25 protein-coding genes and 1 pseudogene are annotated in these 25,712 nt (G+C 72.4%); 10 read left to right on the forward strand and 16 right to left on the reverse strand.

Going from position 1 to position 25,712, the window contains the following annotated elements; genetic code table 11:
• Positions 1–39 precede the first annotated feature (39 nt).
• Positions 40–402, reverse strand: coding sequence for a hypothetical protein (locus M4D82_RS21000; protein WP_249767502.1), 363 nt, complete (start codon positions 400–402; stop codon positions 40–42).
• A gap of 164 nt (positions 403–566) precedes the next feature.
• On the opposite strand from M4D82_RS21000, the gene M4D82_RS21005 reads away from it, so the two are divergent.
• Both M4D82_RS21005 and M4D82_RS21010 read left to right on the forward strand, forming a co-directional pair.
• The gene (locus M4D82_RS21005) at positions 567–851 is read left to right on the forward strand and encodes a hypothetical protein (protein WP_249767503.1); all 285 of its coding nucleotides are present in this window, start codon (positions 567–569) and stop codon (positions 849–851) included.
• A 144-nt stretch (positions 852–995) separates the two neighbouring features.
• Entirely contained in the window at positions 996–2,255 is a 1,260-nt protein-coding gene (locus M4D82_RS21010; RefSeq protein ID WP_249767504.1) for a L,D-transpeptidase, read from the forward strand.
• A gap of 75 nt (positions 2,256–2,330) precedes the next feature.
• Here M4D82_RS21010 and M4D82_RS21015 read toward each other — a convergent pair whose 3' ends face one another.
• From M4D82_RS21015 to M4D82_RS21035, 5 genes are all read right to left on the reverse strand, one after another.
• Positions 2,331–3,395 carry a cobalamin-independent methionine synthase II family protein gene (locus M4D82_RS21015; RefSeq protein WP_249767505.1) on the reverse strand — a complete coding sequence of 355 codons (1,065 nt, stop codon included), beginning with the start codon at positions 3,393–3,395 and terminating at the stop codon, positions 2,331–2,333.
• 117 nt (positions 3,396–3,512) lie between these two features.
• Entirely contained in the window at positions 3,513–4,181 is a 669-nt protein-coding gene (gene msrA / locus M4D82_RS21020) for a peptide-methionine (S)-S-oxide reductase MsrA (protein WP_249767506.1), read from the reverse strand.
• A gap of 100 nt (positions 4,182–4,281) precedes the next feature.
• A complete protein-coding gene (locus M4D82_RS21025) occupies positions 4,282–5,493 on the reverse strand; it encodes a hypothetical protein (protein WP_249767507.1) in 1,212 nt (403 codons plus the stop codon).
• Positions 5,494–5,516: 23 nt separating this feature from the next.
• Positions 5,517–6,548: a hypothetical protein gene (locus M4D82_RS21030; RefSeq protein WP_249767508.1), complete on the reverse strand. Its 1,032-nt coding sequence runs from the start codon at positions 6,546–6,548 to the stop codon at positions 5,517–5,519.
• Between the two features lie 103 nt (positions 6,549–6,651).
• Positions 6,652–7,764: a hypothetical protein gene (locus tag M4D82_RS21035; protein ID WP_249767509.1), complete on the reverse strand. Its 1,113-nt coding sequence runs from the start codon at positions 7,762–7,764 to the stop codon at positions 6,652–6,654.
• 105 nt (positions 7,765–7,869) lie between these two features.
• Here M4D82_RS21035 and M4D82_RS21040 point away from each other — a divergent pair, with 105 nt between their 5' ends.
• Positions 7,870–9,027: a cystathionine gamma-synthase gene (locus tag M4D82_RS21040; RefSeq protein WP_249767510.1), complete on the forward strand. Its 1,158-nt coding sequence runs from the start codon at positions 7,870–7,872 to the stop codon at positions 9,025–9,027.
• 190 nt (positions 9,028–9,217) lie between these two features.
• On the opposite strand, the gene M4D82_RS21045 is transcribed toward M4D82_RS21040, so the two are convergent.
• The 3 genes from M4D82_RS21045 to M4D82_RS21055 all read right to left on the reverse strand — a co-directional run bounded on the left by M4D82_RS21045 (position 9,218) and on the right by M4D82_RS21055 (position 10,576).
• On the reverse strand, positions 9,218–9,469 hold the full coding sequence (locus M4D82_RS21045; protein WP_249767511.1) for a hypothetical protein: 252 nt from the start codon (positions 9,467–9,469) through the stop codon (positions 9,218–9,220).
• The gene (locus M4D82_RS21050; protein WP_249767512.1) at positions 9,466–9,939 is read right to left on the reverse strand and encodes a sigma-70 RNA polymerase sigma factor region 4 domain-containing protein; all 474 of its coding nucleotides are present in this window, start codon (positions 9,937–9,939) and stop codon (positions 9,466–9,468) included. The genes M4D82_RS21045 and M4D82_RS21050 overlap by 4 nt, the downstream gene beginning before the upstream one ends.
• A 115-nt stretch (positions 9,940–10,054) precedes the next feature.
• Positions 10,055–10,576 carry a MarR family winged helix-turn-helix transcriptional regulator gene (locus tag M4D82_RS21055; RefSeq protein ID WP_249767513.1) on the reverse strand — a complete coding sequence of 174 codons (522 nt, stop codon included), beginning with the start codon at positions 10,574–10,576 and terminating at the stop codon, positions 10,055–10,057.
• 203 nt (positions 10,577–10,779) lie between these two features.
• On the opposite strand from M4D82_RS21055, the gene ilvA reads away from it, so the two are divergent.
• The 3 genes from ilvA (at position 10,780) to M4D82_RS21070 (ending at position 14,004) form a co-directional block, all read left to right on the forward strand.
• Positions 10,780–12,015, forward strand: coding sequence for a threonine ammonia-lyase (gene ilvA / locus M4D82_RS21060; RefSeq protein ID WP_249767514.1), 1,236 nt, complete (start codon positions 10,780–10,782; stop codon positions 12,013–12,015).
• A 124-nt stretch (positions 12,016–12,139) separates the two neighbouring features.
• Positions 12,140–13,147 carry an ATP-binding cassette domain-containing protein gene (locus M4D82_RS21065; protein WP_249767515.1) on the forward strand — a complete coding sequence of 336 codons (1,008 nt, stop codon included), beginning with the start codon at positions 12,140–12,142 and terminating at the stop codon, positions 13,145–13,147.
• Positions 13,144–14,004 carry an ABC transporter permease gene (locus M4D82_RS21070; RefSeq protein ID WP_249767516.1) on the forward strand — a complete coding sequence of 287 codons (861 nt, stop codon included), beginning with the start codon at positions 13,144–13,146 and terminating at the stop codon, positions 14,002–14,004. The genes M4D82_RS21065 and M4D82_RS21070 overlap by 4 nt, the downstream gene beginning before the upstream one ends.
• A gap of 67 nt (positions 14,005–14,071) precedes the next feature.
• On the opposite strand, the gene greA is transcribed toward M4D82_RS21070, so the two are convergent.
• The 3 genes from greA to M4D82_RS21085 form a co-directional block, all read right to left on the reverse strand.
• Positions 14,072–14,569 carry a transcription elongation factor GreA gene (gene greA, locus M4D82_RS21075; RefSeq protein WP_249767517.1) on the reverse strand — a complete coding sequence of 166 codons (498 nt, stop codon included), beginning with the start codon at positions 14,567–14,569 and terminating at the stop codon, positions 14,072–14,074.
• 169 nt (positions 14,570–14,738) lie between these two features.
• On the reverse strand, positions 14,739–15,860 hold the full coding sequence (locus M4D82_RS21080; RefSeq protein WP_249767518.1) for a hypothetical protein: 1,122 nt from the start codon (positions 15,858–15,860) through the stop codon (positions 14,739–14,741).
• Between the two features lie 97 nt (positions 15,861–15,957).
• Positions 15,958–16,371, reverse strand: a complete 414-nt coding sequence (locus tag M4D82_RS21085) for a DUF4307 domain-containing protein (protein ID WP_249767519.1) — start codon at positions 16,369–16,371, stop codon at positions 15,958–15,960.
• A 251-nt stretch (positions 16,372–16,622) separates the two neighbouring features.
• Between M4D82_RS21085 and mca the strand changes: the two genes are divergently transcribed.
• Both mca and M4D82_RS21095 read left to right on the forward strand, forming a co-directional pair.
• Complete coding sequence (gene mca / locus M4D82_RS21090) at positions 16,623–17,504, forward strand: mycothiol conjugate amidase Mca (RefSeq protein ID WP_249767520.1); 882 nt, start codon at positions 16,623–16,625, stop codon at positions 17,502–17,504.
• Positions 17,505–17,506: 2 nt separating this feature from the next.
• Positions 17,507–17,737, forward strand: a complete 231-nt coding sequence (locus M4D82_RS21095; protein WP_249767521.1) for a hypothetical protein — start codon at positions 17,507–17,509, stop codon at positions 17,735–17,737.
• 103 nt (positions 17,738–17,840) lie between these two features.
• Here M4D82_RS21095 and M4D82_RS34635 read toward each other — a convergent pair whose 3' ends face one another.
• Together M4D82_RS34635 and M4D82_RS34640 are read right to left on the reverse strand one after the other, a co-directional pair.
• On the reverse strand, positions 17,841–19,763 hold the full coding sequence (locus M4D82_RS34635) for a tetratricopeptide repeat protein (protein ID WP_502988971.1): 1,923 nt from the start codon (positions 19,761–19,763) through the stop codon (positions 17,841–17,843).
• Positions 19,667–21,265 (reverse strand): AAA family ATPase, encoded by a 1,599-nt coding sequence (locus M4D82_RS34640; protein ID WP_502988972.1) that lies wholly within the window; start codon positions 21,263–21,265, stop codon positions 19,667–19,669. The genes M4D82_RS34635 and M4D82_RS34640 overlap by 97 nt, the downstream gene beginning before the upstream one ends.
• Positions 21,266–21,404: 139 nt before the next feature.
• On the opposite strand from M4D82_RS34640, the gene M4D82_RS21105 reads away from it, so the two are divergent.
• Positions 21,405–22,130, forward strand: a complete 726-nt coding sequence (locus M4D82_RS21105; RefSeq protein WP_249767522.1) for a DUF4344 domain-containing metallopeptidase — start codon at positions 21,405–21,407, stop codon at positions 22,128–22,130.
• 144 nt (positions 22,131–22,274) lie between these two features.
• On the opposite strand, the gene M4D82_RS21110 is transcribed toward M4D82_RS21105, so the two are convergent.
• Positions 22,275–22,880: a DinB family protein gene (locus tag M4D82_RS21110; protein WP_249772013.1), complete on the reverse strand. Its 606-nt coding sequence runs from the start codon at positions 22,878–22,880 to the stop codon at positions 22,275–22,277.
• 99 nt (positions 22,881–22,979) lie between these two features.
• Positions 22,980–23,430: pseudogene (locus tag M4D82_RS21115) on the reverse strand (Uma2 family endonuclease).
• Between the two features lie 114 nt (positions 23,431–23,544).
• On the opposite strand from M4D82_RS21115, the gene M4D82_RS21120 reads away from it, so the two are divergent.
• Entirely contained in the window at positions 23,545–25,596 is a 2,052-nt protein-coding gene (locus tag M4D82_RS21120; RefSeq protein ID WP_249767523.1) for a thioredoxin domain-containing protein, read from the forward strand.
• Positions 25,597–25,712: the final 116 nt, after the last annotated feature.

Below are 25,712 nucleotides of genomic sequence, written 5' to 3' on the forward strand. Positions count from 1 at the left end.
GGGCGCGGCCCTGGGTCGTTTCGGTGGGCTCGCCGGGCGTTAGCCGGTCCGGGAGCGGTGTACGGAGAAGGTCACGAAGCCGGCCCCGAGGCCGAGGAAGAGCGTCCCGCCCAGCACATAGGGGGTGGTGTCGACGCTGCCGGTGTCGGCGAGCGTGAGGGTGACGGTGGCCGGGGAGGAAGCCGGGGAGGAAACGGAATCCGAACCGGAATCCGAACCGCCGTCCGAGGCGTAGGCGGCGCCGGTGACGGTGCCGGTGTTGGCGGAAGCGGGCGCGTCGGACGCGCCGGAGGCGCGCGCCGGACGGTCGGGTGCCGTGGCATTGGCGGAGGGGACGAACCACAGGGCGGCGAGGAGGGTGGTCGCCCCGAGAGCGGTGAGCAGCGGTCGACGTGCGGACACGGTGCGATCCCCCTTGTGGCAGCAGCGAATTGGCCGTGTGGGGCGATGCTAGTGAAAGGGGCGGGTCGTGGGAAAGTCGGGGCCGCCTCGGGCTTAGTCTCCGTCGTATGAACCCTTCTGACACATCACGATACGTACGGCTTCGGGTTGATTTGGTGCTGGAGGTGACGGAGCCCGACGCGCTCACCGGCGCCGCCCTCGCCCACATCAAGGACGACGAGTTCATGCCGGACGAGGAACGCGGGCATGCCGAATCGGCCGTACGGGAAGACGAATCGGAGGCGCTGGCCTACCTCGTCGACCCGACGGACCTGGTCGTCGACCTGCCCGGAGTGGAACTCGCGCAGGCGTCCTGGAGCAGCGAACCGGTCGAATACGACCCCGAGTCCCTGGAGTGGGACCTCGACGAGGAAGATGGTGACTACGAGGAAGAGGCCGACAACGCCTGACCGTGGGGTTGCACACATTCGAACGCCGTGTGGAACCGTTTCGCACCGTTAACGCGTTGTCAGGACGAGCGGGGGGTTCATCCCCCTGCCCGGCCCGATCCCGGGAATGCAGCCTCGGGATTTCCGGCAACGATGGAGTGACGTGTGAGGACGTACAGCAAGCGGCGGCGAAGGTCCCTCGTGGCCGTGTCCGCCGTGCTCGGTGGCGTACTGATGCTTTCGGCCTGCAACGACGGGGGCGCCGACAAGCCGCAGGGGAACGCGGAGACGGGCAAGTCCCAGGCGGAGGTCGACGCCGCCGCGGCGAAGGACGCGTCCAAGGCGAAGATAGTCATATCGCCGAAGGACGGGTCCGCCAACGTGGCCCTGAACGACGGCGCGAACGTCACCGTGAGCGACGGAACGCTCACGAAGGTCGAGTTGAAGTCGTCCGAGGGCGCGGCGGTCGCGGGCAAGATATCCGCCGACGGCAAGAGCTGGAAGCCGGACACCGCGCTCAAGCGCTCCACGAAGTACGCCCTCGCGGCCACCGCGAAGGACGAGGCCGGCCGCGAGGCCCACGAGAACGCCTCCTTCACCACCCTCTCCCCGGAGAACAGCTTCATCGGCTCGTTCGTCCCGGACGAGGGCCAGACCGTCGGCGTGGGCATGCCGGTCTCGATCACCTTCAACAAGCCGATCAAGGATCAGAAGGCGGTCCAGGCGGCCATCTCCGTCAGCTCCAGCAGCGGCCAGGAGGTCGTGGGCCACTGGTTCGGCAACCAGCGCCTGGACTTCCGTCCGGAGCAGTACTGGCAGGCCAATTCCACCATCACCCTGAAGCTGGCGCTCCAGGGCGTGCAGAGCGCGCCCGGCATCGTCGGCGCGCAGAACAAGACCGTCACCTTCAAGGTCGGCCGCAGCCAGGTCTCCACGGTCGACGTGAAGGCCAAGACGATGACGGTCACCCGTGACGGCCAGGTCCTCAGGACCATCCCGATCTCGGCGGGCTCCCCGGAGAACCCCACGTACAACGGCCAGATGGTGATCTCCGAGAAGTTCAAGGAGACCCGGATGGACGGCTCCACCGTGGGCTTCACGAACAAGGAGGGCAAGGGCGAGTACGACATCAAGGACGTCCCGCACGCCATGCGGCTGTCCACGTCCGGGACCTTCATCCACGGCAACTACTGGGGCGCCGACTCGATCTTCGGCAAGGTCAACACCAGCCACGGCTGTGTCGGTCTGAACGACGCCAAGGGCGCGGGCGACCCGAACCAGCCCGGCGCCTGGTTCTTCGACAACTCGCTGATCGGCGACGTGGTCACCGTGGTGAACTCCCCGGACAAGACCATCAAGCCGGACAACGGCCTCAACGGCTGGAACATGAGCTGGGCGGAGTGGAAGGCCGGCCCGTCGGCCTGACGCACGCCATGTGACGCACCGGCGGACGGCGGGGAGCCTCGAAAGGCTCCCCGCCGTCCGCCGTTTTTCGTGTGGTCAGAGGCCGAGGGCCTCGGAGGCCAGGGCGGTGCCGCGCAGCCGGGCCTCGATCTTGGCGAAGGCCACGTCACGGGAGGTGGAGGCGTCGTCCGCGAACGGGGCGAAGCCGCAGTCGTCGCAGGTCCCGAGCTGCTCGACCGGGATGTGACGGGCGGCGGCCAGCACCCGGTCGCGTACCTCCTCCGCCGTCTCCACGCGCGGGTCGACGGGGTCTGTCACCCCGACGAACACCCGTGCGTCGGACGGCAGGTGCTCGGCGACGATGCGCAGCACCCGCTCGGGGTCGGGCTCGCCGGCCAGTTGCACGTAGAAGTTGCCGACCTTCAACCGGAACAGCTGCGGCAGCAGCTCCGCGTAGTCGACGTCCGCGCTGTGCGTGGAGTCCTGGTCGCCACCCGGACAGGTGTGCACGCCCAGGCGGGTGCGCTCGGCCGCGCTGAACCGGCCGAGGACCTCGTTGTTGAGCGCGACGAAGTCGTTGAGCAGGCCCCCGCTGGGGTCGAGCTTCAGGGACAGCCGCCCCTCGGTGAAGTCCAGCTGCACGACGTGCGCGCCCGCTTCCAGGCAGCGGCGGATGTCGGCCTCGGCCCCGTCGGTGAGGTCGCGCAGGAACGCGTCGCGCGGATAGCCGTCGATGCCGTCGGCCGGGTAGAGCAGGCTCAGGGCGGAGGGGGCGATGACCGCCTGCTTGACCGGCAGTGCGGTGTGGCGGCGGGCGTCGCGCAGGTAGGTGTCCGCGTGGACCCCGTAGCGGAACGGGCCCGCCGTCAGCCGGGGCAGTTGGCGGGTGTGGCCGTCGGCGAAGGGGATGACGGCGCCGTCGGGGGCGAGGCCGGTCAGGCCCGCCAGGGGGTAGGTGACGAAGCTCGGCTTGGCCTGCTCGCCGTCGACCAGGACGGGGGAGCCCAACTCCGCCAGCCGATCCAGGGTCTCGGCCGTCGCCCGTTCCTGTAACTTCGTCAGCTCGTCGGTGGACAGCCGGCCTTCGGCGTGGTCGGCGAGGGCGGCCTGCAGCGCGGGCGATCGGGGGATGCTGCCGATCGCCTCGGTGGGGATGCTCATGGCCCGGACCCTAGGGTCCCCACCCACCCCCGGCAACCTCTGGCCAGAGCATCCGTGCCGTGCGCCCCCGCGGCACCCGCCGCCCCGCGCGTCGGAGCGGGGCGGCGGGCCGGGTCGTCACTCGCCCGGGGCCGTCGCTATGCCGATGGGGCAGGAGACACCCGTACCGCCGATGCCGCAGTAGCCGCCCGGGTTCTTGTCGAGGTACTGCTGGTGGTACGCCTCCGCCGGCCAGAAGGGGCGGTCGGCGGCCGGGAGGACGGCGGTGGTGATGTCGCCGTAGCCCGAGGCGGTGAGGACCTTCTGATAGGAGTCGCGGGAGGCCTCGGCGGCCGCCTGGTGGGCGGCGGAGTGGGTGTAGACCGCCGAGCGGTACTGGGTGCCGACGTCGTTGCCCTGACGGAAGCCCTGGGTGGGGTCGTGGGACTCCCAGAAGAGCTTCAGGAGGCTCTCGTAGGAGACCAGCGACGGGTCGAAGACCACGCGGACGACCTCCGTGTGGCCGGTCTGGCCCGAGCACACCTCGTCGTACGTCGGATTCTCCGTGTAGCCGCCCTGGTAGCCGGCCAGGGTGGTCCACACCCCCGGGGTCTGCCAGAACTTGCGCTCCGCGCCCCAGAAGCAGCCCAGACCGAAGTCGGCCACCTCCAGGTGCGCGGGATAGGGGCCGGCGAGCGGGTTGCCGAGGACCGTGTGGCGCTCCGGCAGCGAGAACTGCGCCTGCGCGCGGCCCGGCAGGGCCTCCTCGCGGGTGGGGAGCTCGGGCGTGCGGCGGTACGAGAACATGGGGATTCCCTCCTTGTGGGAGTCTCAACGGGCGGGGGCGGCCCAGGATTCCCCGCCCGCCCGGGTTTTCCCCGCCCGCCCGGGTTTTCCCCGTACGGCCTCAGGCGCCCGGTACGGCCACGTCCACGGCCCAGTCACGGGCGTAGGTGTAGCGCTTGCGCGGTTCGCCGTGGTACGTCCACGGCATCGAGCCGATGTACCCGTCGATGTGCCGGAACTGTTCGACGGCCTGCGCGTCCCGGTCCTGCCAGAACAGGAAGTACGCGAGCATGTGCCGGATCCACACCACGCCCGGGTGGTCCGGGTCGGCGTCGGCCAGGTCCTGCAGGGCGGCGTCGGTGGCGGCGACGACCTCCGGACGCCGGTACCAGGTCTCGATGACGATGTCGTCCTCGTGCGACTCCTGCTCGAAGTACGCGATGAGCGGCAGCAGCGTCATCAGCTCGCCGGGCGCCCCGGCGGCGGCCGACGCGCGGGCGAACGCGAGGGCCTCCTCGTGGGAGCCGCGCCACTTCTGGCACCAGTACTGGAGGGCGTTGGTGTGCGCGAACAGCAGCTTCGGGGCGCGCGCGGTGATCTCCTGCCACAGGGCGCCGTAGCGCTCGTGCGAGTAGCCCATTCCCATCCCGATCGCCTGTTCGGCGACGTACGGGAGCGGGTCGGCCGGGTCGGCGAGGCCCTGGGCCACGTGGGTGGCCCGCTGGGCGTCGGCGATCAGCTGGTGGAACTGCCGGAACTGTTCCTGCGTGGTGTACCGGGCCCGCTTGGCGCCGCGCGCGTTCCAGGCCGTCTGGACCGCGAAGTGGGCGTTCACGACGGCGGCGGTGGGGTCGGTGGGCCGGGCCGCGCGCCAGGCGTGCAGCCAGGCGTCGTTCCCGTCCTCGTCGGCGGCGAAGTCGGCCAGGGCGACGACGCGCTGCCAGCGCTCCTCCCAGTCCTTGCCGGCCGCCTCGATGTACGCCGCGCCGGTCTCCCAGTCCCCGGTGTGCACGGCGTCGAGGACTTCGCGCCGCTCGGTCGACAGCGGCCCGGGGCGGGTGGCGTCGAGCTCGTGCTCGGGTACGAAGCCCAGGGCGACGGCCGCCGCGGCCTTGGTGGCCTTCGCCTCCTCCTGCCGCGCGGCCGTGCGCGCCTCCAGCTCGGCGGTTTCCGCGTTCAGCTGGGCGGCCTCCGCGTTCAGGTGCGCGGCCTCGGCCTCGTAGGCGGCGGTGCGGGCGGTCAGGCGCTGTGCCTTGGCGATGAGGTAGAAGCCGCGGGCGACGTACAGGGCGGCCGCGAGCAGCAGCGCGCCGAGCACGAGAAGGAAGATCATCACGAGGTGGGGTACCGGTTTCGTCAGGACGTGGCGTTTTTGCGGGCGCCGTGGGCCGCGAGGCCGCGGGCGTGGTCGAAGGCGGCCTCCGGGCCGGCCGGGTCGGAGGTCCAGGGCTCGGCGCCGCAGTACGGGCCGATCTGCCGGAACCGGTCGAGGGCGGCCTCGTACAGCCCGGCCTCGCCGAGGCGGTGCGCGAGCAGGTGGCGCAGGCGCGCCAGGCCCTCGCGGTCGGGCGCCACGGCGTCCAGCCGGGCGGCGACGTCCGCGAGGACGGCGCGGTGGCGCGCCGAGCGGAGGGCGCCCTTGGTGCGCAGCTCGTCCAGCGCGTGGAGGTAGACCCCGGGCAGGAGGCTCCCGGGCGGGGCCGAGGCCACGGCCCGTTCGGCGAACTCGATCATCAGCTGGTCGGAGCCGTGCCACTTCGCGCACCAGAACTGCAGGGCCTGCCAGTGCGCGCCCGTGTGGTGCGGGGCCCGCCGGACGAGGTTGCGCCACAGGTCGGCGAACTCGCTGTGCGAGTACGACAGGGCCCGCGCGACCGTGATCATGACGGCCCAGGGTCCCGGGTCCTCGGGCGCCAGCTCGGCCGCGCGCTGGGCGGCGGCCATGGAGGCGGGCAGCCCGGCCCGGAAGCGCCGCATGTTCTCCTCGGGCACGTCCCGGGCGTAGGCGGATCCGCGCACCGCCCACGCCTGGTGCAGCAGCAGGGAGGCGTGGACGGTCGCGGCGTCGCCGTCGGCGGGCTCGGCCGTGCGCCAGTCGGCGAGCCAGCGGTCGTCGTTGCCGGCGATGGCGACCAGCAGTTCGAGGCGGCTCCAGCGCGCGTCCCAGTCGCTGCCGGCGGCGCGGACGTAGGCGGCGGGCTCGCGCCACTCGCCGTCGAAGGCGGCGTCGGCCACCCGTTGGTGCTCCGCCTTGCGGCTCGGGTCGGTCTCGGGTCCGGCGGCGCGCGGGTCGAGCGCCGCACGGGGGACGAGGCCGAAGGCGGCCGGGTCGAAGCGGGTGCGGACCCAGCGGGAGGCGAGCGCGCGAGAGGCGCGGTTGACGATCACCGCCGGATCATGCGCCCTCGAAGTCACTTACGGCAACTTTATTGGCCAAAGCTGCGGGGGGCGGGGGACACGGACGCCGGCCCGGCCCCGGCGAGGCCCCGCCTCAGCGCGGCAGCGTCGCCGGCGAGCCGCCGTTCGCCTCGTACCCGGCCACCGCCAGCGCCCGGTACACCGCGTACGCGGCGGCCGGCTCGGCGCCCGCCGACCACGGCAGCGCGCCCACGTAGCCGTCCACGAACCGGACCTGCTCCATCGCCTCGGCCCACCGCTCCATGTTCACCAGGAACGCCAGCAGCATGTGCCGTACGTGCGCCAGCATCGGGTCGTCCGGCCGGGCCTGGTGCACCGCGTAGAGAGCGCCCTCGACCGCCCGCGTGACGACCTCGCTCTGCCAGAAGCTGCTGACGAAGTTCACCTCGGGCAGGTGCTCGTGCACCGCGAACAGCGGCAGCGCCGCCAGCAGCGAACCGCGCGGAGCCCGCGCCGCCGCCGCGTGCGCGAAGGCGTCGGCCTGCTCCCGCGAGCCGTGCCACTTCTCGCACCAGTACTGCAGGGCCGCCAGGTGCGCGCCCATGTGGTCCGGGGCCAGGTCCATGACCTTCGCCCACAGCACGTCGAACTCCGCCTCCGGGTAGTGCAGCGCCCGCGCGATGGCCAGCTCGGTGATGAACGGGACCGGGTCGCCCGGCGCCAGCAGCGCCGCCTTGCGGCAGGCCTCCAGCGCCTCCTCGACGATGATCCGGTGGTCGGTCGTACCGACGCCGCCCGAGGCCCGCCACGCCTGCTGCACCAGCAGCTCCGCGTGCACCTGGGCGCCGCCCGGGTCCTTCTCCGCCTCCAGTCGCCACGCCTTCAGCCACTGCGCCCCGGCCCCGGGCTGCCGTACGAGCTCCAGCGCCGCCGCGCCGCCGAAGCACTGCACGCGCTGCCAGCGCAGCTCGCCCTCCTTCGGGGTGCCCGCCAGCAGGGCGGACGCCGCCTGCCACCGGCCGCTGCGCTGGACGTTGCCCAGCGCGTCCAGGAAGTCCTGGTCCGGGCCGGGCAGCCGGATGTCCAGCTCCTCTTCCCGTATGAACCCGTAGTTCGCCGGGTCGGCGGCGTCGGGGCTGCCGGGCATCACCTGGCGGATGCCGCCGCCGCCACGTCTGGCCCGTACGAAGAAGGCGACCAGGACCGCGATCATGCCGAGCCCCGTCAGGACCGAGAGAATCTCCATGGCTCAAGCGAACCAGACGCGGCGGGGGAAATGCCAATGGCAAGGCTGGCAAGGGCCCTCCGCCCAGGAGAGGAACCCGGCGCCGGCGGGGCATAGCATCTGCCCATGAGCGACGACAGCCACGAGCACCAGAGCTTCGAGACCCGCGCGATCCACGCGGGCAACACGGCGGACCCGCTGACCGGCGCGGTCGTCCCCCCGATCTACCAGGTGTCCACGTACAAGCAGGACGGCGTGGGCGGTCTGCGCGGCGGCTACGAGTACAGCCGCAGCGCCAACCCGACCCGCACCGCGCTGGAGGAGAACCTCGCGGCGCTGGAGGGCGGCCGGCGCGGCCTCGCCTTCGCGTCCGGGCTCGCCGCCGAGGACTGCCTGCTGCGTACGCTGCTCGTACCGGGCGACCACGTGGTCATCCCGAACGACGCCTACGGCGGCACCTTCCGCCTCTTCGCGAAGGTCGTCTCCCGCTGGGGCGTCGAGTGGTCGGTGGCCGACACCTCCGACGCCGACTCCGTACGGGCCGCCCTCACCCCGAAGACCAAGCTGATCTGGGTCGAGACCCCCTCGAACCCGCTGCTCGGCATCACCGACATCGCCATGGTCGCCGACATCGCCCGCACCGCCGGGGCGAAGCTGGTCGTCGACAACACCTTCGCCTCCCCCTACCTCCAGCAGCCCCTGGCGCTCGGCGCCGACGTGGTCGTGCACTCGCTGACCAAGTACATGGGCGGCCACTCCGACGTCGTCGGCGGCGCCCTGGTCACCGCCGACGAGGCGCTCGGCGAGGAGTTGGCCTACCACCAGAACGCGATGGGCGCCGTCGCCGGCCCCTTCGACTCCTGGATCGTGCTGCGGGGCATCAAGACGCTCGCGGTGCGCATGGACCGGCACGCGGAGAACGCGGCGAAGATCGTGGAGGTGCTCAAGCGGCACCCCAAGGTCACCAAGGTCCTCTACCCGGGCCTGCCCGAGCACCCCGGCCACGAGGTCGCCGCCAAGCAGATGCGCAACTTCGGCGGCATGGTGTCCTTCCAGGTCGAGGGCGGCGAGGAGGCGGCGGTCGAGGTCTGCAACCGCGCGAAGCTCTTCACCCTGGGCGAGTCCCTGGGCGGCGTCGAGTCCCTCATCGAGCACCCGGGCCGCATGACGCACGCCTCGGTCGCCGGCTCGGCCCTGGAGGTCCCGGCGGACCTGATCCGCCTCTCCGTCGGCATCGAGAACGCCGACGACCTGATCGCGGACCTCACCCAGGCCCTCGGCTAGGTCGTCTCTTTCGGATCTTGCCGGTCAAGCCCGCGTTGTCCGGTGCCGTGCATCGCAAGGCGGAGCGGCTCCCGATGACCGGACGTCCTCGGGCGCCGCGACAACGCGGCGAGGTGCGGTACCGGGCGACGCGGGCGAGGCAAGATCCGGAAGAGACGGCCCAGGGGAAACATCCCCGTCCCCGGAGCGGCTACCAGCCCTCCAGGGGCGGGGAGACGTCGCTCGGCGGCGTCACCCACGGCCGGGTCAGGGCGGCCCACACGGTGAAGGCCACCGCCGCCGCCCACAACACGCTCCACCCGAACCGGCGCAGGGCCCGGCGGCGGCGCAGCAGCCGCCGCCCGTGCGTGGCGGCAGCCGCCGCCAGACCGGCCGGGACCGCCGGCTGCGGGCCCGCCATCAGCTCCCTGACCTGCGCTTCCTTTCGGTCGTAGGGGCTCATGCGGCGCCTCGACGGGTGTCCGGGGCCGGGGCCGCGCCGGCCGCGCGCAGGCCCCGCAGTATCGCCACCGCCCGGTTGCGGATGGCCTCGACCCGCTCGGGCGGCAGTCCCAACTGCGCCGCCGTGACCTCCTCCGCGACCCCCTCGTGGATCCGGAGCACCACCACCAGCCGCTCCAGCGGGCTCAGCGGCGCCAACACCCCCGTACCGCCCGGCAGCCGCCACGCGCCCCGGGCGTACGCGGTGCACAGCTCCTGGCGCGTGCGGTCGTACGGGTCGTCCCCGCGCAGCCGCGCCCAGTGCGCGTACGTACGGGCCAGCGCGCCCGCGAGGAGCCGGCGCGCGACGGGCGCCTCGTCGGCGGGCTCGGCGGTCAGCAGGATCGCGACGTACAGCAGCCGCCCCGCCGCACCCGCGACGAAGGCCTCGAACTCCGGGTCTCGCCCCGAACGCCGGTCCACGGCACCCATGGTGGGGCCGGTGCCGCCACCCCCTCAAGGGGTCGGACACGGCGGGATCAGCGGGTTCGGAGTCGGGTTCGGGGTCGGGTTCGGGGTCGGGCCGGGTCGTGTGGACCAGGCCGGTTCAGGAGGCCGGGCCGCCCTCGGAGGCGGCGGACATCAGCTCCGACAGCGAGAGGTTGAAGCGGGTCAGCAGCGAGGTGAACGCCTCGCGCTCCGCCTCGTCCCAGCCCGCCGTCACCCGCGCCATCAGCTCCCGCCGCGAGGAGCGGACCTCCTCCAGCCGGGCCAGCCCGCGCGGGGACAGCGCGAGGACGACGGCCCGGCCGTCCTCGGGGTGCGAGGTGCGCTTGACGAGCCCGGCGTCCACCAGCGGCGCGACCTGCCGGGTCACGGTCGAGGAGTCGATGCCCATCCCGCCGGCCAGCGCCTTCACGCCCATCGGGCCTTCCAGGTCGAGCCGGTTCAGCAGCAGGTACGCGGCGCGGTCCATCGAGTTGCGGGCCTGGCCGACACCGCCCAGGCGGGTCTGCTCGGCGCGCCGGGCGAAGACCGCCACCTGGTGCTGGAGCGCGTCGAGGAGACCGGATCCGGCGGGCGCTTCGGCCGCCGCGGGCAGGTCGGAACTGGCCGGGATGGAGGGCATGGCCGTGGGCTCTCTTCGCATGGGGTCGACAGGTTGGGGGACAGAGTACGCGGACGCACGGCGGCTCGTACGCCGCGTTTGAGAACTGATACGGGCCACCCCGCGGGCCGCACCGACGCCGCGCGGGCGCCGCGCCCGAGCCGTCCGAGATGGCGGGATTTCGCCCCTGAGCCGTGATCGGCGGAGGCTGCGAGACTGGCCGCATGAACTACCGCGTGCCCCAGCCCGTCCCCCAGGTGATCCTCGACGACGTCAGGGGAGCGCAGAAGATGTTGTCGGGCGTCTCCCGGGTGACCCCCATGGAAGGCAGCCGGCACCTCTCGGCCCTCACCGGCTCTCCGGTCCACTTCAAGTGCGAGAACCTCCAGCGGACCGGCTCCTTCAAGCTGCGCGGCGCCTACGTGCGCATCGCCGGCCTGCGCCCCGAGCAGCGCGCCGCCGGCGTGGTCGCGGCGAGCGCGGGCAACCACGCGCAGGGCGTGGCCCTCGCCTCCTCGCTGCTCGGCGTCCGCTCGACGGTGTTCATGCCCGTCGGGGCGCCGCTGCCGAAGGTGGCCGCCACCGAGGAGTACGGCGCCGAGGTGCGCCTGCACGGGGAGGTCGTCGACGAGACCCTGGCCGCCGCCCAGGAGTACGCCGAGCGGACCGGCGCGGTGTTCATCCACCCCTTCGACCACCGCGACGTCATCGCCGGTCAGGGCACGGTCGGCCTGGAGATCCTGGAGCAGTGCCCCGAGGTGCGCACCATCGTCGTCGGTATCGGCGGCGGCGGGCTCGCCGCCGGGATCGCCGTCGCCGTGAAGGCGCTGCGCCCGGACGTGAAGGTGATCGGCGTGCAGGCGGCGGGCGCGGCCGCGTACCCGCCCTCGCTGCGGGTCGGGCACCCGGTGTCCATCGACAATCCGAGCACGATGGCCGACGGCATCAAGGTCGGCCGCCCCGGCGACGTCCCGTTCGCGATCATCGGGGAACTGCTGGACGACGTTCGCACGGTGTCCGAGGGCGCGCTGTCGTCCGCGCTGCTGCTCTGCCTGGAGCGGGCCAAGCTCGTCGTGGAGCCGGCCGGGTGCAGCCCCGTCGCCGCCCTGCTGAGCGAGCCCGAGCTGTACGGGGGCGGGCCGGTGGTCGCCGTCCTGTCCGGCGGCAACGTCGACCCGCTGCTGCTCCAGCGCGTCCTGCGGCACGGCATGGCGGCGGCGGGCCGTTACCTGTCGTTGCGGGTGCGCGTGGCGGACCGGCCGGGGGCGCTGGCGGGGCTCTTGGGGCTGCTGTCGGTGGCGGACGCGAACGTGCTGGACGTCAGTCACGTACGGACCGACCCGAGCCTCGGGCTCACCGAGGTCGAGGTGGAACTGCACCTGGAGACGAAGGGCCCCGAGCACTGCGCGCAGGTGACGCGGCGGCTGCACGGGGCGGGGTACCGGATGATGGGCTCGTAGGCGCGGTCCGTAATCGCCGGGCGAAAACCCGCCCGGCAACCCTAGGCTTTGCGCGGGAACGTACCCCTTTCAAGTCGATTCGCTTCGTTTCAGTTCGTTTCGCTTCGTACACGGGAGTATCCAAATGCCAGGCGCCATCTACGCCGAAGGCCTCGTGAAGACCTTCGGCGACGTACGGGCTCTGGACGGCGTGGACCTCGATGTCCCCGAAGGCACCGTGCTGGGGCTCCTCGGCCCCAACGGCGCCGGCAAGACCACGACCGTACGCGTCCTGACCACCCTCCTCCAGCCCGACAGCGGCAGAGCCGTCGTCGCCGGAATCGACGTCCTCAAACACCCCAACGACGTCCGTCGCTCCATAGGCCTCTCCGGCCAGTTCGCCGCCGTCGACGAGTACCTGACCGGCCGCGAGAACCTCCAGATGGTCGGCCGGCTCTACCAGATGTCCGGCAAGGCGGCCAAGGCCCGCGCGGTCGAACTCCTGGAGCGCTTCAACCTCGCCGACGCCGCCGACCGCACCGCCAAGACCTACTCCGGCGGCATGCGCCGGCGCCTCGACCTCGCCGCCGCCCTCGTCGTCCGCCCTCCCGTGATGTTCATGGACGAGCCCACCACCGGCCTCGACCCCCGCAACCGACAGGCTCTGTGGGACGTGATCGAGGAACTCGTCGCGGGCGGCACCACCCTGCTGCTCACCACCCAGTACCTGGAGGAGGCCGACCGCCTCGCCCACGACATCTGCGTGGTCGACCACGGCAAGGTCATCGCCCGGGGCACCTCCGACCAGCTCAAGGCCCGTACCGGCGGCGAACGCGTCGAGGTCGTCGTCCACGAACGCGGCCACATCGCCACCGCGCGCGAGGTCCTCGCCGGCTTCGGCAAGGGCGAGACCACCGTCGAGGAACACACCCGCAAGCTCACCGTCCCCGTGACCGGCGGGGCCAAGCTGCTCGCCGAGGTCATCCGGGAACTCGACGGCCGGGGCATCGAGATCGACGACATCGCCCTGCGCCGCCCCACCCTCGACGACGTGTTCATCTCCCTCACGGGCCACGCGGCGGAGCGGCCGGCGGACGAGAACGGCGACGCCGGCAACGGCGACGCGCAGCGCAAGGGGGAAGCGAAGAAATGACCACCGACACCCACGTGGCCCCGCGGCCGGCCGCCCCTCGACCGCGCGGCGGCATCGCCCAGGGCGTCAAGGACTCCCTGGTCATCGCCCAGCGGAACCTGATCCGCATGTCCCGAATACCCGAAATGATCATTTTCGGGGTCATTCAGCCGGTCATGTTCGTCGTCCTCTTCAGCTACGTCTTCGGCGGCTCCATCAGCGTCGGCGGCAGCACCTCACCGGCCGCCTACCGCGAGTTCCTGATGGCCGGCATCTTCGCCCAGACCGTCACCTTCGCCACCGCCGGCGCGGGCGCCGGCATCGCCGACGACATGCACAAGGGCCTCATCGACCGCTTCCGCTCCCTGCCCATGGCCCGCGGCGCCGTCCTGACCGGCCGCACCCTCGCGGACCTCGTCCAGACCACCCTGACCGTGATCGTCCTGGCCGTCGTCGCCCTGATCGTCGGCTGGCGCACCCACACCGGCTTCGGCGAGGTCCTCGCCGGCTTCGCCCTGCTGCTCCTGCTGGGCTACGCCTTCTCCTGGATCGGCGCCCTGATCGGCCTGTCGGTACGCACCCCGGAGGCGGCCACCTCGGGCGGCCTGATCTGGCTCTTCCCGCTGACGTTCATCTCGAACGCCTTCGTCCCCTCCGACAACATGCCGACCTTCCTGCGGCACGTCGCGGAGTGGAACCCCTTCAGCGCCACCGTCCAGGCGGCCCGCGAACTCTTCGGCAACCTCCCCCCGGGCTACCCCGTCCCGGAGGCCTGGCCCATGCAGCACCCGATCTGGGCGTCCGTGCTCTGGTCCCTGCTGATCATCGCCGTCTTCCGCACCCTCGCGGTCCGCAAGTACCGCTCGGCGACGGCCTGACCCCGCCCCCGCCCACGCGAAGGCCCCCGTCGGAACCGGTTCCGACGGGGGCCTTCGGGGAGGGTGATCAGCCGGCGAAGGGCTTGACGTCCAGGATCCTGACCGTGGCCTTCTTGCCGTTCGGCAGCTCGTACTGGGCGTCCTCGCCGACCTTCTTGCCGTTCACGCCGCTGCCCAGGGGGGACTGCGGGGAGTAGGTCTCGAAGTCCGAGGAGGCGTACTCGCGGGAGGCCAGCAGGAACTCCAGCGTGTCGTCCTCGTCGCCGTCGAAGGCGATCTTGACGAGGGTGCCGGGGGCGACCACGCCCTCCGACGCGGGCGCGGTGCCGACCTTCGCGTTCTCCAGGAGCTGCGTGAGCTGGCGCACCCGAAGCTCCTGCTTGCCCTGCTCCTCCTTGGCCGCGTGGTAACCGCCGTTCTCGCGCAGGTCACCCTCCTCACGGGCGGCCGCGATCTTCATGGCGATCTCCGTGCGGGCGGGACCAGAGAGGTAGTCCAGCTCGGCCTTCAGCTGGTCGTACGCCGCCTGGGTCAGCCAGGTGACGTTCTCGCTCGTCTGGGTCACGGGTGCTCCTCGTCGGTACAGGGGACTACAAGGCCGCCAGCGGCGGGCGAAACCACGAGCCTAACAATTCGGGAAGAAAAGGGGGAGGACACCCTGTGTATGAAGTGTGTCATCGTCCCCGCCCGGGGCTCGTGGCACCCGTGTGGCCAGAGGGATCCGGCTGACGGAGTCAGCGCTCGAAATTGGTGAGAACACACCCCTCGACCAGCGACTGCTCCAACCGGTACCCGGCCGGCGCGCTGAAACCGCGCTCGCAGTTCAGGTAGAGGAACTGCTGCTGGTAGAGACCGTGGCGGACGGACTTGCTGTTGGTCTCCACGGCGACGTTGGTGCCGACCAGCAGCTTGCTCCCGGTGGCCAGGAGGCGTCCGTCGTCCTTCAGGTCGGCCAGCTGCGCCGCCTTGGCCCTGGTCTGCAGCGTCCGCATGTCGGAGACCACGTCCAGCCAGTTCAGGTCGTGCGCGCGCTGCGCCCCGGCGAGGTTGCCGCAGACCGCGCGCTCCTTGACGCCCCAGGCGCGCGGGTCGCCCTGGACCACCGGCTTGTAGTCGATCGACTCGACGGCGGCGTCCTCGGTGGACATCTTCGTGCAGTCGACGGAGTGGCCGACGAGCTTCCTCAGCTCGGCGAGGCTTCCGGCGGAGGCCAGCCCGAGGCTGCCGGTGGCGGGCTGACCGGGCTTTTCCGGACCCTCCGTGGCGGGGTCGCGCGGGACCTCGTAGTTGGGGCTGCCGTCACCGTCCTCGCTGTTGACGAAGTCGCCGAGCCCGCAGCCCTCGACCAGCGCCTTCTCCCGGTGGTAGCCGTCGGGCGGGAAGAAGGACACATTGCAGCTCAGGACGCGCAGGTCCGAGGCGACGAGGGCCACGGCGGTCTTGGTCTTCGTCGGCGTGACCGCGAAGTCCTTCCCGACGATCACGCGGCTGCTCAGGCCGTACCCTTCGTTGCCCGCCGCGAGCTGCGCCGCCGTGTGGTCCTTGTAGCCCTGCTGGAAGGCCTTCATGTCCGGGGTGATGTAGAAGACGATCTCGCCGTTCCCGGTCCTGTCGGTGCACACGCCGCGCTCGGTGACCCCCCACTTCCCGACGGTCGTGAATTCCGTCCGGGGCAGCCGGGGGTCCTTCGGATCCGTGCTCATGTTCTCGCACGACGCGAACTTCTGTACGTACTTCTGCGCCCGGGTCAGCGGGGACTCCGAGGCGCCGGGCGAGTCGGAGGAGGCCGGGGTCTGGCGGAGGCGGTCGAGGCGGTGGCGAGGGTGGTGATCTGGCGGATGCACACGCACGTGCATGCATGACGATGCTCTCTTGATCGCCCGGCTTGATCTCGCGGCTCGATCGCCGGGCTTGATCTCGCGGCCCGTCGAGCAGGCGGGTGGCCGCACGGGCTCAGCGGGCGGTGGTGGTCGGCCGGCAGGCGATCAGTTCGACCATGGTCGCGCGACCGGTGGTCTTCAGGGTGACGAGCTCGTCCACGCGGCTCTGGCGCTGGTCGAAGGTGAAATCGGCGCGACCCACCTCGCCGTGGCCCTCGTCCTGCGAGCTGAGCGTGCACACCCCGGTCACCGAGGCGTCCTTGCGGACCTCCAGGTGCACCTTGACCTCGCTGTCGGAGACGACCTGGAACTTGATCACCTCGGCGCTGACGGACTGCCCGCCCACGTAGTCCCAGCCGATCCACCCGACCAGGGCCAGCAGGCCGACGCCCAGCACCGAACCGACGATCTTCAGCCCGCGATCCGCACGCTCCTCCGCGGAGCGGCCGTAGCGGCCCTCGGGGAGCCCTTCGCGTACCGCGCTCATGATCGTTCCTCTCCGCGGGGCCGGAGGCTTCCCCCGCCGCTCCGGTCGCCTGGTACAGGGAGCATGTCACGGCGCCCCGGCGGGGGAGGAATCGGGCTTCCCTCCCGAAGGGCCTCCCGACGGGCTGGAGAGTCGCACGACGCCGGCTCGAGGGTCGGGGCCCCGCGGGGGAAATCCCCTTCGTCGTTTGTCGGAGGGAGGCGTCACTATAGAAGCCGACCCGTCGCGCCCGATTCGCAGAGGATCCTGTCTTGACCGAGCAGCTTCGACTGATGGCCGTCCATGCCCACCCCGACGACGAGTCGAGCAAGGGCGCGGCCACCATGGCCAAGTACGTGTCCGAGGGGGTGCCCGTGCTCGTCGTCACCTGCACCGGCGGTGAGCGCGGCTCCATCCTGAACCCCAAGCTCCAGGGCGACAAGTACATCGAGGAGAACATCCACGAGGTCCGCGCCAAGGAGATGGACGAGGCGCGCCAGATCCTCGGCATCGAGCAGGAATGGCTCGGCTACGTCGACTCCGGCCTGCCCGAGGGCGACCCGCTGCCGCCGCTGCCCGAGGGCTGCTTCGCCCTCGCGGATGTGGACGAGGCCGCCGGCGAGCTGGTGAAGAAGATCCGCGCCTTCAGGCCGCAGGTCATCACCACGTACGACGAGAACGGCGGCTACCCGCACCCCGACCACATCATGACCCACAAGATCTCGATGGTCGCCTTCGACGGCGCGGCCGACACCGAGAAGTTCCCGGAGGCCGAGTTCGGCCCGGCGTACCAGCCGCAGAAGCTCTACTACAACCAGGGCTTCAACAAGCCGCGCACCATCGCCCTGCACGAGGCGCTCCTCGCGCGCGGCATGGAGTCCCCCTACGGGGAGTGGCTGGAGCGGTGGAAGGAGTTCGAGCGCAAGGAGCGGACCCTGACCACCCACGTGCCGTGCGCGGACTTCTTCGAGATCCGCGACAAGGCGCTCATCGCGCACGCCACGCAGATCGACCCCGACGGCGGCTGGTTCCGCGTCCCGATGGAGATCCAGAAGGAGGTCTGGCCCACGGAGGAGTACGAGCTCGCGAAGTCGCTCGTCGACACCTCCCTCCCCGAGTCCGACCTCTTCGCGGGCATCCGGGAGAATGCTTAGCCATGAGCGCTACGCAGGCAGCAATCACCCAGTTCCTTCCGCTGGCCGCCGACACCTTCGACAAGAACAAGGTGACCCCCGGACTCCTGGGGTTCGTCGTGTTCGCGGTCCTCGCCGTCGGCGTCTGGGGCCTGATGAAGTCGATGAACCGGCACATGGGGCGGGTGGACTTCGAGGAGGCCCCCGAACCGGCCGCCGCGGCCCCGGCGGCCAAGGGCACCCCGGCCCCGTAGCCGGCTCCCGCGTACGTCGCCCCCTGCCGCCCCTCCGGCCGACCGCCGGGGTGTGCGGCGGCGGCGGCCTCGGTGTGCCCGCCGCCGCCCCGCCGGGTGCGGCTCAGGGGGCCGGCGGCGGCACCGGCACGCCCATGATCTCCTGCGAGTGCAGGTTCGGGACCAGGCCCAGCCGCCACGCCTGCCAGCCCTCCGCCGGGTCCACCCCCCGCGCCAGGACCACCCCGTAGGTCTCCAGGCAGTCCTCCAGCCGGGCGTCGCGCAGCGGATGACCGGCCGCCGCCAGCCGCTCCAGCTCCGCGCGCGCCTCATCGGGGGTCGCGCCCGCCGGGCCCGCTCCGCCCGCCGCGCCCGCGGCGCTTTCGGCGTACGGCAGCATCGTGCAGCGCAGGAAACGCGCCCAGTCCTCACCGCGCCGGTCCCGGTAGGAGGCGAACAGCCGGGTCGCCTCCTCGCACAGCCCGACCGCCGGCGCCACCCGCCCGTTGCCCGCGTCCACCACCGCCAGCTCCAGGCAGGTCCACGCCTCCCCGTGCGCCAAGCCGACCCGCCGGAAGTCCGCCCGCGCGTCCGTCAGCAGCTGCCGGGCGAAGCCGGAGTTGCGCAGGTTCCCCGTACGCGCCGCCCCGAGGTCGCGCGTGACGCGGCCCGAGTGGTGGCGGGCGTGCGCCAGCCCGTACACGTCCCGCATCCGGGAGAACATCGTCCGGGCCCGCTCCAGTTCCCGTACCGCCCGGTCCGGCTCGCCGCCCTCCTCCAGCGCTTGGCCCACGTAGTACAGCGTCCACGCCTCACCGCGCGCGTCCTCCGCCAGCCGGTGGCGCCCCAGCGCCTCGCGCAGCCGCTCCAACGCCGTCGCCGGATCCCCGTCGACCACCCGGGCACGGCCCAACTGGGTCAGCGCCCAGGCCTCGCCCCGGTCGTCGCGGGTGCGCCCGTACAGCTCCAAGGCCCGCAGCAGCTCCGCCTCCGCCCGCGCCGGCTCGCCCGTGCGCAGGTACACCTGGCCCAGCTGGAAGTGCGCCCACGCCTCGCCGTGCACGCTCTCGCTCTCCCGGTGCAGGGCCAACGACTGCTCCAGCAGCGCCAGCGCCTCCGCCAGGTGCGCCCGATCGCGCTCCACCGCCGCCAGCGCGTGCAGCCCCCACGCCCGGTCGCCCGCCAGCTCCTGCGGCTCCTGCAACACCAGCGCTTCCCGGATGCGGGCCGCCGCCTCCCGCAGGTTCCCCTGGTGGTGCAGCGTGATGCCCAGCGAGATCAGCGCCATCCCCGCACCCGCGTCCTGCTCGGCCTCCCGGTACTGGTCGACCACCGACGCCAGGGTGGTGCGCGCCTTGTCCAGATCGCCCAGCTGGCGCGCCGCGATGCCCGTACGCCACTGCACCGAACGGTTCAGCCGGTCCTGGCCCCCCGCGCCCACGGCCCCCACCGCCCGCACCAGCTCGTTGATCTCGCCCAGCCGGTACAGGTCCCCGCGCAGCAGGCAGAAGTCGCACAGCGCGCCCAGCAGGTCCAGGACCGCCTGCTGGTCCACGCCCTCCGAGTGGCGCAGCGCCGCCGTGATGAAGCTCGACTCGTCGTCCAGCCAGCGCAGCGCCGCGTCGAGGGAGGCGAAGCCGTGGCCCCCGAAGTGGTTCGCGCGCGTCGACATCTTCCCGTCGACCATCCGGATCACCGAGTCCGCGAGCTTCGCGTAGTCGCGGATCAGCCGCTCGTGGGCCGCCGCCGCCTCCGCCCGGTCCTCGTCCGCCGCCAGCCGCGCCGCCGCGTACGCGCGCACCGCGTCGTGCATCCGGTACCGCTCGCCGCGTACGAGGTCCAGCAGGCCCGCCTGCGCCAGCTCGCGCAGCAGCCGCCCGGCCTCCACCCGGTCGGCGCCGGTCAGCGCGGCCGCCGCCGACGCGCCCAGCGAGACCCGCCCGGCCAGGGTCAGCCGGCGCAGCAGCCGGCGCCGCTCCTCGGGGAGGCGGGCGTAGGCCAGGTCCAGGGCGTGCTCCAGGAGCCGTCCCCGCCCCGTCCGAGGCACGCGCCGCCCCAGCGGGGCGAGCACCCGCAGCGCCAGCGGAGGCGGCGCCCAGCGCGAGCAGCTCGTCGCGCGCCCCGGAGCCCGAGCCGGCGCCCGCTTGCGCGCCGGATCCCGCGACCGCGCCCACGCCGGCGCCCGCCCCGCGCCGGAGCCCGCCGCCGCGCCCGCGCCGCCCGCCGCCCGCGCCCCGCGCGCAGCACCCCGGCCGCGGCCTCCTGCGACAGCCGCACCACCGGCAGCTGGTGCACCCAGGCCCCCATCCCGTCCGGCAGTTCCAGCGGTTCCCGGGCCGTGACCAGCACCAGGCTCTCGGAGCGCTCCGGCACGAGCGCGCGCACCTGCTCTGGATCCACCGCGTCGTCCAGCACCACCGTCACCGGCAGCCCCGACAGGTGCTGGTGGTACAGCTCGCCGAGCCGCCGCACCTGCTGCTCCACAGAGGCACCCTCCCGGAACAACAGCTGCTCCCGGGGCGCCCCCAACCGGTTCAGCAGGTGCAGCAACGCCTCCCGCGTGGACAGCGGCGCCTCCCCGGGAGCCGTTCCGCCCCGCAGGTCCACCAGGCACGCGCCCCGGAACTGGTCCCGCAGCGCGTGCGCCGCCCGCAACGCCAGCGCGGTACGGCCCACCCCGGGCTCCCCGTGCAACACCACGACCACGGGCCGCGTCTCGGTACTGGCACGGGCGCTGTGCACCCACTGGGCGACCCGGGTGAGCTCCGTCTCCCGGCCCGTGAACAGGGGTCCCGCGTCCGGGAGTTGCCCGAACGACTGCTCCAGCATGGCGCGCCGCCGGGCCTCCGCGCTGCGGTCGCTCCCGCGCAGCGGCGGGGCCGCCCCGGAGGGCTGCTTGCCGAGGACCGACCCCGGGCCGGAGCCGGGGCCGGAGCCGCCGGACGCTCCGGCGCCCGCCCCGCCCGCCACCCCGCCGTTGATCCCGGAGCGGGCGCGCGCGGTGCCCCGTACCGCCGTCGCCACCAGTCGCCGCTGCTCCAGGAAGGGCCGGATCCCGCGCACCTCCAGTGCCGTCAGCCACTGCAGGCGCAGCTGCTCGGGCCCGCCCGGCCGGCCCGCGACCCCCGCGCGCCGGTTCGCGGCCGGGACGTGCAGGGCCGTCACCTTCGCCACCGTGGTGGCCGCCCCCGCGACGCCCACGACGATGCCCGCGCTGATCGACGTACCCGCGTCGACGCCGAAGGCGAGGTCCGCGCCCACCGCGGCCGCCGCCGCGACCGCCGTCACCAGCAGGGCCGCCCCGCCGTTGCCCCGCCGGAAGGATTCCCCGAGCGACTGCTCCCCGGCCGCCGCCTCGTCCAGGGCGCTCACGTACGCCGCGTACTCCTCGGCCGCCGCCGCGGCCATCCCGTCCAGGGCAGCGCGCCCGCGCGCCAACAGAGCCTCCCCGTCGACGGGCGCGCCGCCGGAAGCCGCCGACCGGCGGACCTCCTCCTCGACCGCCCGAACGAGCACCCGCTCGGCCTCCACACGATGACTGTCCCGCATCGGCGTCCTCCTCGGAGAGTTCCGTACACCGCGCACCGCGCACCGTGCGGCAAGTGTCCTGCGCGACAGACCGGAGCGCGAGTGAATCTGAGCTAGTTCAGAGGGAGTTGACGCGGGAACGGTCACTTATGGTGGTGGCATGGGCAACGGCCGGTGGACACGCGGACTGTGCGCGCTCGGCCTGTCGCTGATGGCCACCACCGGCTGCCAACAGGCCGCGCCCGCACGGGGGTTCGTACTCCGTTACGAGGACCCCGCCCCCGCCGACCGCGCCGACGCCCGCTTCCTGGAGGACCGCCGCGTCGCCGAGCCCGTCCTCGCCGCCCTCAACGCCTACGTGGCCCTCCCGCACCGCGTCACCGTCTCCGCCCGCTCCTGCGCGGGCGAGGGCACCGGCTACGACCCCGCGGCCCGGCGCATCGAGCTCTGCTACGACGACCTCCCCGAGGAACGCGAACCGTTCCTCCGTGCCGGCGAGGCCCCCGCCGACGAACAGCTCACCGCCGTCGTCCGCGAAACCCTCCACCACGAGGCCGGCCATGCCCTCCTCGATGCCCTGGGCGCCACCCCCGACTCGGCCCGCGCCGAAGAGGACGCCGCAGACGACTTCGCCCGCCTGATGCTCCTGCGCGAAGGCCCGCCCGGCGAGGACACCCTCCTGACCGCCGCCCGCGCCTACGACCTGGCGCCCCCCGCCCCCGACCCCGACGACGAGCACGCCCCACCCCCCGCCCGCGCCGAAGCCCACCGCTGCGCCGTCCACACCACCTCCCCCCACCGCATCCCCACCCCGCCCTCCTGCCCCACCCCCTGGCCCCACGCCCAATCCACCTGGACCAAAGCCCTGACCCCCCTTCTCAGGTGACCCCCGCCGCGAGCCGCCACACGGCGGGGGCGACGGTCAGGCCAGGTGTTCGGCGGAGAAGCACGCCGTGTCCGCGCGGAGTTCGACGGGTCGGCGCCGCCGCGGTAGATCAGCACCCACGACCGGGGTCATGCCGCAGGAACATCACGTCACGTGAGACAACCTCCAAGCCTTGACCGGTGCGGCCGACCTGGCGGCCTGCTCGATCTTCGCGCAGTAGGCCGCACGGGCTTCCTCGTCGATCTGCTTCTCGTGTTCGGCGCGCAACCCGGTCCGGCCGTCGAGGCCCTCGCGCAGGATGTCGGCGTGCCCGGCATGCCGGATGGTCTCGCCGAGGACATGGATCACGATGGCGAACAGGTTCGTGTTGGGATGAGGCTCCGGCCACCACGGCACGTGGCCGGGGGCGTCGAGGGGAAGCTCGTTGATCGTCGCGTCCGAGTGTTCCCACGTGCGCCGGTAGAACCCGATGATCTGATCGCGGGTCTCGTCCTCGGCGGCCCACTGATCGCTCCCGTCGGAGTCCTGCCACCGGGGCAGCGGTTCCGGGGAAGGGCGGTCGAAGACCTCGCCGAAGTACCTGGCCTCGACGGTGGCCACGTGCTTGACCAGGCCGAGGAGGTTGGTTCCGGTCACTGTCAAAGGTCGCCGGGCGTCGTATTCGGACAAGCCGTCGAGTTTCCAGAGCAGCGCCTTGCGGTCCCGCCGCAGTCTCCCGTGCAGGTTGTCCTTCGCGAATTCATCGATCATGCGGCATGAGCCTGCCATGGGCTGCGTCGAGTTCGCTCGGAACGACATCGTCAAACCCTTCGAGGACGAGCTTGGCGAACCCATGATCTTCCGGCGCTGTCAGATGGCGCCCAGGTCGACAGTGACGGAGAAGGACGCGGCAGCCTTGATCACGCCGGTGAACATCTCGCCGTCCCTATATGCCTTGGTGGCGGGGTCGAGGACGTAGGTGTAGACGATCGGGACCCCGGTGGCGGCCTGTTCGACCCGCCGTGAGATCGATGGTCTCCGCCCGGTAGACGACGACGTCCGGACGGCGGTTGGTGAGCGGAACGTCCTGCAGACGGACGTCGAAGTGCGTGTCCGCGTTCCAGTCCGGGCCCGCCGCGGCGTCCAGGGCATTGGCCAGGACCCGAGCCGGCCGGTTGTGTCGTTTGGAGGCGCTCGGGCTCGCGACGACCATCCCGTCCACGATCTCGATGCCGGCGCACTGCTCCTCGGACCAGGAGTCGTACTGCTCCGCGCTGATCTGCGTATGCATCCACGCGGGTGTCACCATCTCGGCGGTCATGATGCACCTCCTTCGAGGAGCCTCGGCAGGTCCGGCGCTGCCGGGCTCAAAGGAAGACGCGAGCCCCGGGTGGGCTTCTTCGACCGGGCTCGGCGTTGTGAGAGGCTGGGTCGTATGAACCGGTTGGCTGGTGTGACCTCGCCTTATCTGCTTCAGCACGCGGACAATCCGGTCGACTGGTGGCCCTGGACGCCGGAGGCGTTCGAGGAGGCACGGCGCCGCGATGTACCCGTGCTGCTGTCGGTCGGCTACTCGGCCTGCCACTGGTGTCACGTCATGGCGCACGAGTCCTTCGAGGACGAGCTGACCGCCGCGTACATGAACGAGCACTTCGTCAACATCAAGGTCGACCGCGAGGAGCGGCCCGACGTCGACGCCGTCTACATGGAGGCCGTGCAGGCCGCCACCGGGCAGGGCGGCTGGCCCATGTCGGTCTTCATGACCGCCGACGCCGAGCCCTTCTACTTCGGCACCTACTTCCCGCCCGAGCCCCGCCACGGCATGCCGTCCTTCATGCAGGTGCTCGAAGGGGTGTACAGCGCGTGGACCGGCCGGCGCGAGGAGGTCGGCGAGGTCGCGCAGCGGATCGTACGGGACCTGGCCGGGCGGCAGCTCGACTACGGCAAGGCCGGCACCCCCGGACCCGAGGACCTGGCCCAGGCGCTGCTGGCGCTCACCCGCGAGTACGACGCCACGCACGGCGGCTTCGGCGGGGCGCCCAAGTTCCCGCCGTCCATGGCGCTGGAGTTCCTGCTGCGCCACCACGCCCGCACCGGCTCCGAGGGCGCCCTGCAGATGGCGGTCGACACCTGCGAGGCCATGGCCCGGGGCGGGATCTACGACCAGCTCGGCGGCGGCTTCGCCCGGTACGCCGTGGACCGCGAGTGGGTGACGCCGCACTTCGAGAAGATGCTCTACGACAACGCCCTCCTCTGCCGCGTCTACGCGCACCTCTGGCGGGCCACCGGATCGGAGCTCGCGCGGCGGGTGGCGTTGGAGACGGCCGACTTCATGGTGCGGGAACTGCGCACCGAGCAGGGCGGGTTCGCCTCCGCGCTCGACGCGGACAGTGAGGAGCCGCTGAGCGGGCGGCACGTGGAGGGGGCCTACTACGTCTGGACGCCCGGCCAGTTGGTCGACGTACTCGGCGAGGACGACGCGGCCCTGGCGCGGGCCTGCTTCGAGGTCACCGACGAAGGCACCTTCGAGCACGGCAAGTCCGTCCTCCAACTCCCGCAGGACGGCCCCACCGTGGACGCCGCTCGGCTCGCCGACATCAAGGCGCGCCTCCTCGCCGCGCGCGGGGAGCGCCCCGCGCCGGGCCGGGACGACAAGGTCGTCGCCGCCTGGAACGGGCTCGCCATCGCCGCCCTCGCCGAATGCGGGGCCTTCTTCGAGCGGCCGGACCTCGTCGAGCGGGCCATCGAGGCCGCCGACCTGCTGGTACGCGTCCACATGGACGGACGCGCCCGGCTCGCGCGCACCAGCAGGGACGGCCAGGTCGGGGCCAACGCGGGGGTGCTGGAGGACTACGGCGACGTCGCCGAGGGGTTCCTGACGCTGGCCGGCGTCACCGGTGAGGGGGTCTGGCTGGAGTTCGCCGGGTTCCTCGTCGACCTCATCATGGCCCGCTTCACGGCGGAGGACGGCTCCCTCTACGACACCGCGCACGACGCCGAGCAGCTCATCCGGCGCCCCCAGGACCCCACCGACACCGCCGCCCCCTCCGGCTGGACGGCCGCCGCCGGCGCGCTCCTGTCGTACGCCGCGCACACCGGCTCCGAGCCCCACCGCAGCGCCGCCGAGCGGGCCCTCGCGGTGGTGCACGCCCTCGGGCCGCGCGCCCCGCGCTTCATCGGACACGGTCTCGCGGTGGCCGAGGCGCTCGTGGACGGGCCGCGCGAGGTGGCCGTCGTCGGCCATCCGGACGACCCGGCGCTGGCCGCGCTGCACCGGACGGCGTTGCTGGGGACGGCTCCCGGCGCGGTGGTGGCGGTCGGAGCGCCGCGCGCGGCGGACGGCAGCGGCGGGGAGTTCCCCCTTCTGGCCGAGCGCACACTCGTACACGACCTTCCTACGGCGTATGTGTGTCGACATTTCGTCTGCGCGCGCCCTACGACCGAACCGGTCGAGTTGGCCGAGCAGTTGGGGGCGGTTCGTCCCTGAAAAGGCCGGAGTGCCGTCAATTCCGGTTGTCGTGCAGCAGCTCGGATACGTGGTTTTTATCCATGCGGCGCCTGAGCGTCATGTTCCCTGCCTAGTCTCAGGTCGTTCGGGTTCAC

This window comes from Streptomyces sp. RerS4, assembly GCF_023515955.1.
Taxonomy (GTDB): Bacteria; Actinomycetota; Actinomycetes; order Streptomycetales; family Streptomycetaceae; genus Streptomyces.

Bases quoted from the DNA above. Each gene is read 5' to 3' on its own strand.
- ilvA (WP_249767514.1), top strand. From the start codon at position 10,780: ATGAACTACCGCGTGCCCCAGCCCGTCCCCCAGGTGATCCTCGACGAC.
- M4D82_RS21085 (WP_249767519.1), bottom strand. From the start codon at position 16,371: ATGAGCGCGGTACGCGAAGGGCTCCCCGAGGGCCGCTACGGCCGCTCC.
- M4D82_RS21095 (WP_249767521.1), top strand. From the start codon at position 17,507: ATGAGCGCTACGCAGGCAGCAATCACCCAGTTCCTTCCGCTGGCCGCC.
- M4D82_RS21045 (WP_249767511.1), bottom strand. From the start codon at position 9,469: ATGAGCCCCTACGACCGAAAGGAAGCGCAGGTCAGGGAGCTGATGGCG.
- msrA (WP_249767506.1), bottom strand. From the start codon at position 4,181: ATGTTCTCGTACCGCCGCACGCCCGAGCTCCCCACCCGCGAGGAGGCC.
- M4D82_RS21025 (WP_249767507.1), bottom strand. From the start codon at position 5,493: ATGATCTTCCTTCTCGTGCTCGGCGCGCTGCTGCTCGCGGCCGCCCTG.
- M4D82_RS21035 (WP_249767509.1), bottom strand. From the start codon at position 7,764: ATGGAGATTCTCTCGGTCCTGACGGGGCTCGGCATGATCGCGGTCCTG.
- M4D82_RS21015 (WP_249767505.1), bottom strand. From the start codon at position 3,395: ATGAGCATCCCCACCGAGGCGATCGGCAGCATCCCCCGATCGCCCGCG.
- M4D82_RS21050 (WP_249767512.1), bottom strand. From the start codon at position 9,939: ATGGGTGCCGTGGACCGGCGTTCGGGGCGAGACCCGGAGTTCGAGGCC.
- M4D82_RS34640 (WP_502988972.1), bottom strand. From the start codon at position 21,265: ATGCGGGACAGTCATCGTGTGGAGGCCGAGCGGGTGCTCGTTCGGGCG.
- M4D82_RS21110 (WP_249772013.1), bottom strand. From the start codon at position 22,880: ATGATCGATGAATTCGCGAAGGACAACCTGCACGGGAGACTGCGGCGG.
- M4D82_RS21055 (WP_249767513.1), bottom strand. From the start codon at position 10,576: ATGCCCTCCATCCCGGCCAGTTCCGACCTGCCCGCGGCGGCCGAAGCG.
- M4D82_RS21080 (WP_249767518.1), bottom strand. From the start codon at position 15,860: ATGCACGTGCGTGTGCATCCGCCAGATCACCACCCTCGCCACCGCCTC.
- M4D82_RS21065 (WP_249767515.1), top strand. From the start codon at position 12,140: ATGCCAGGCGCCATCTACGCCGAAGGCCTCGTGAAGACCTTCGGCGAC.
- M4D82_RS21105 (WP_249767522.1), top strand. From the start codon at position 21,405: ATGGGCAACGGCCGGTGGACACGCGGACTGTGCGCGCTCGGCCTGTCG.
- M4D82_RS21040 (WP_249767510.1), top strand. From the start codon at position 7,870: ATGAGCGACGACAGCCACGAGCACCAGAGCTTCGAGACCCGCGCGATC.
- M4D82_RS21120 (WP_249767523.1), top strand. From the start codon at position 23,545: ATGAACCGGTTGGCTGGTGTGACCTCGCCTTATCTGCTTCAGCACGCG.
- M4D82_RS21070 (WP_249767516.1), top strand. From the start codon at position 13,144: ATGACCACCGACACCCACGTGGCCCCGCGGCCGGCCGCCCCTCGACCG.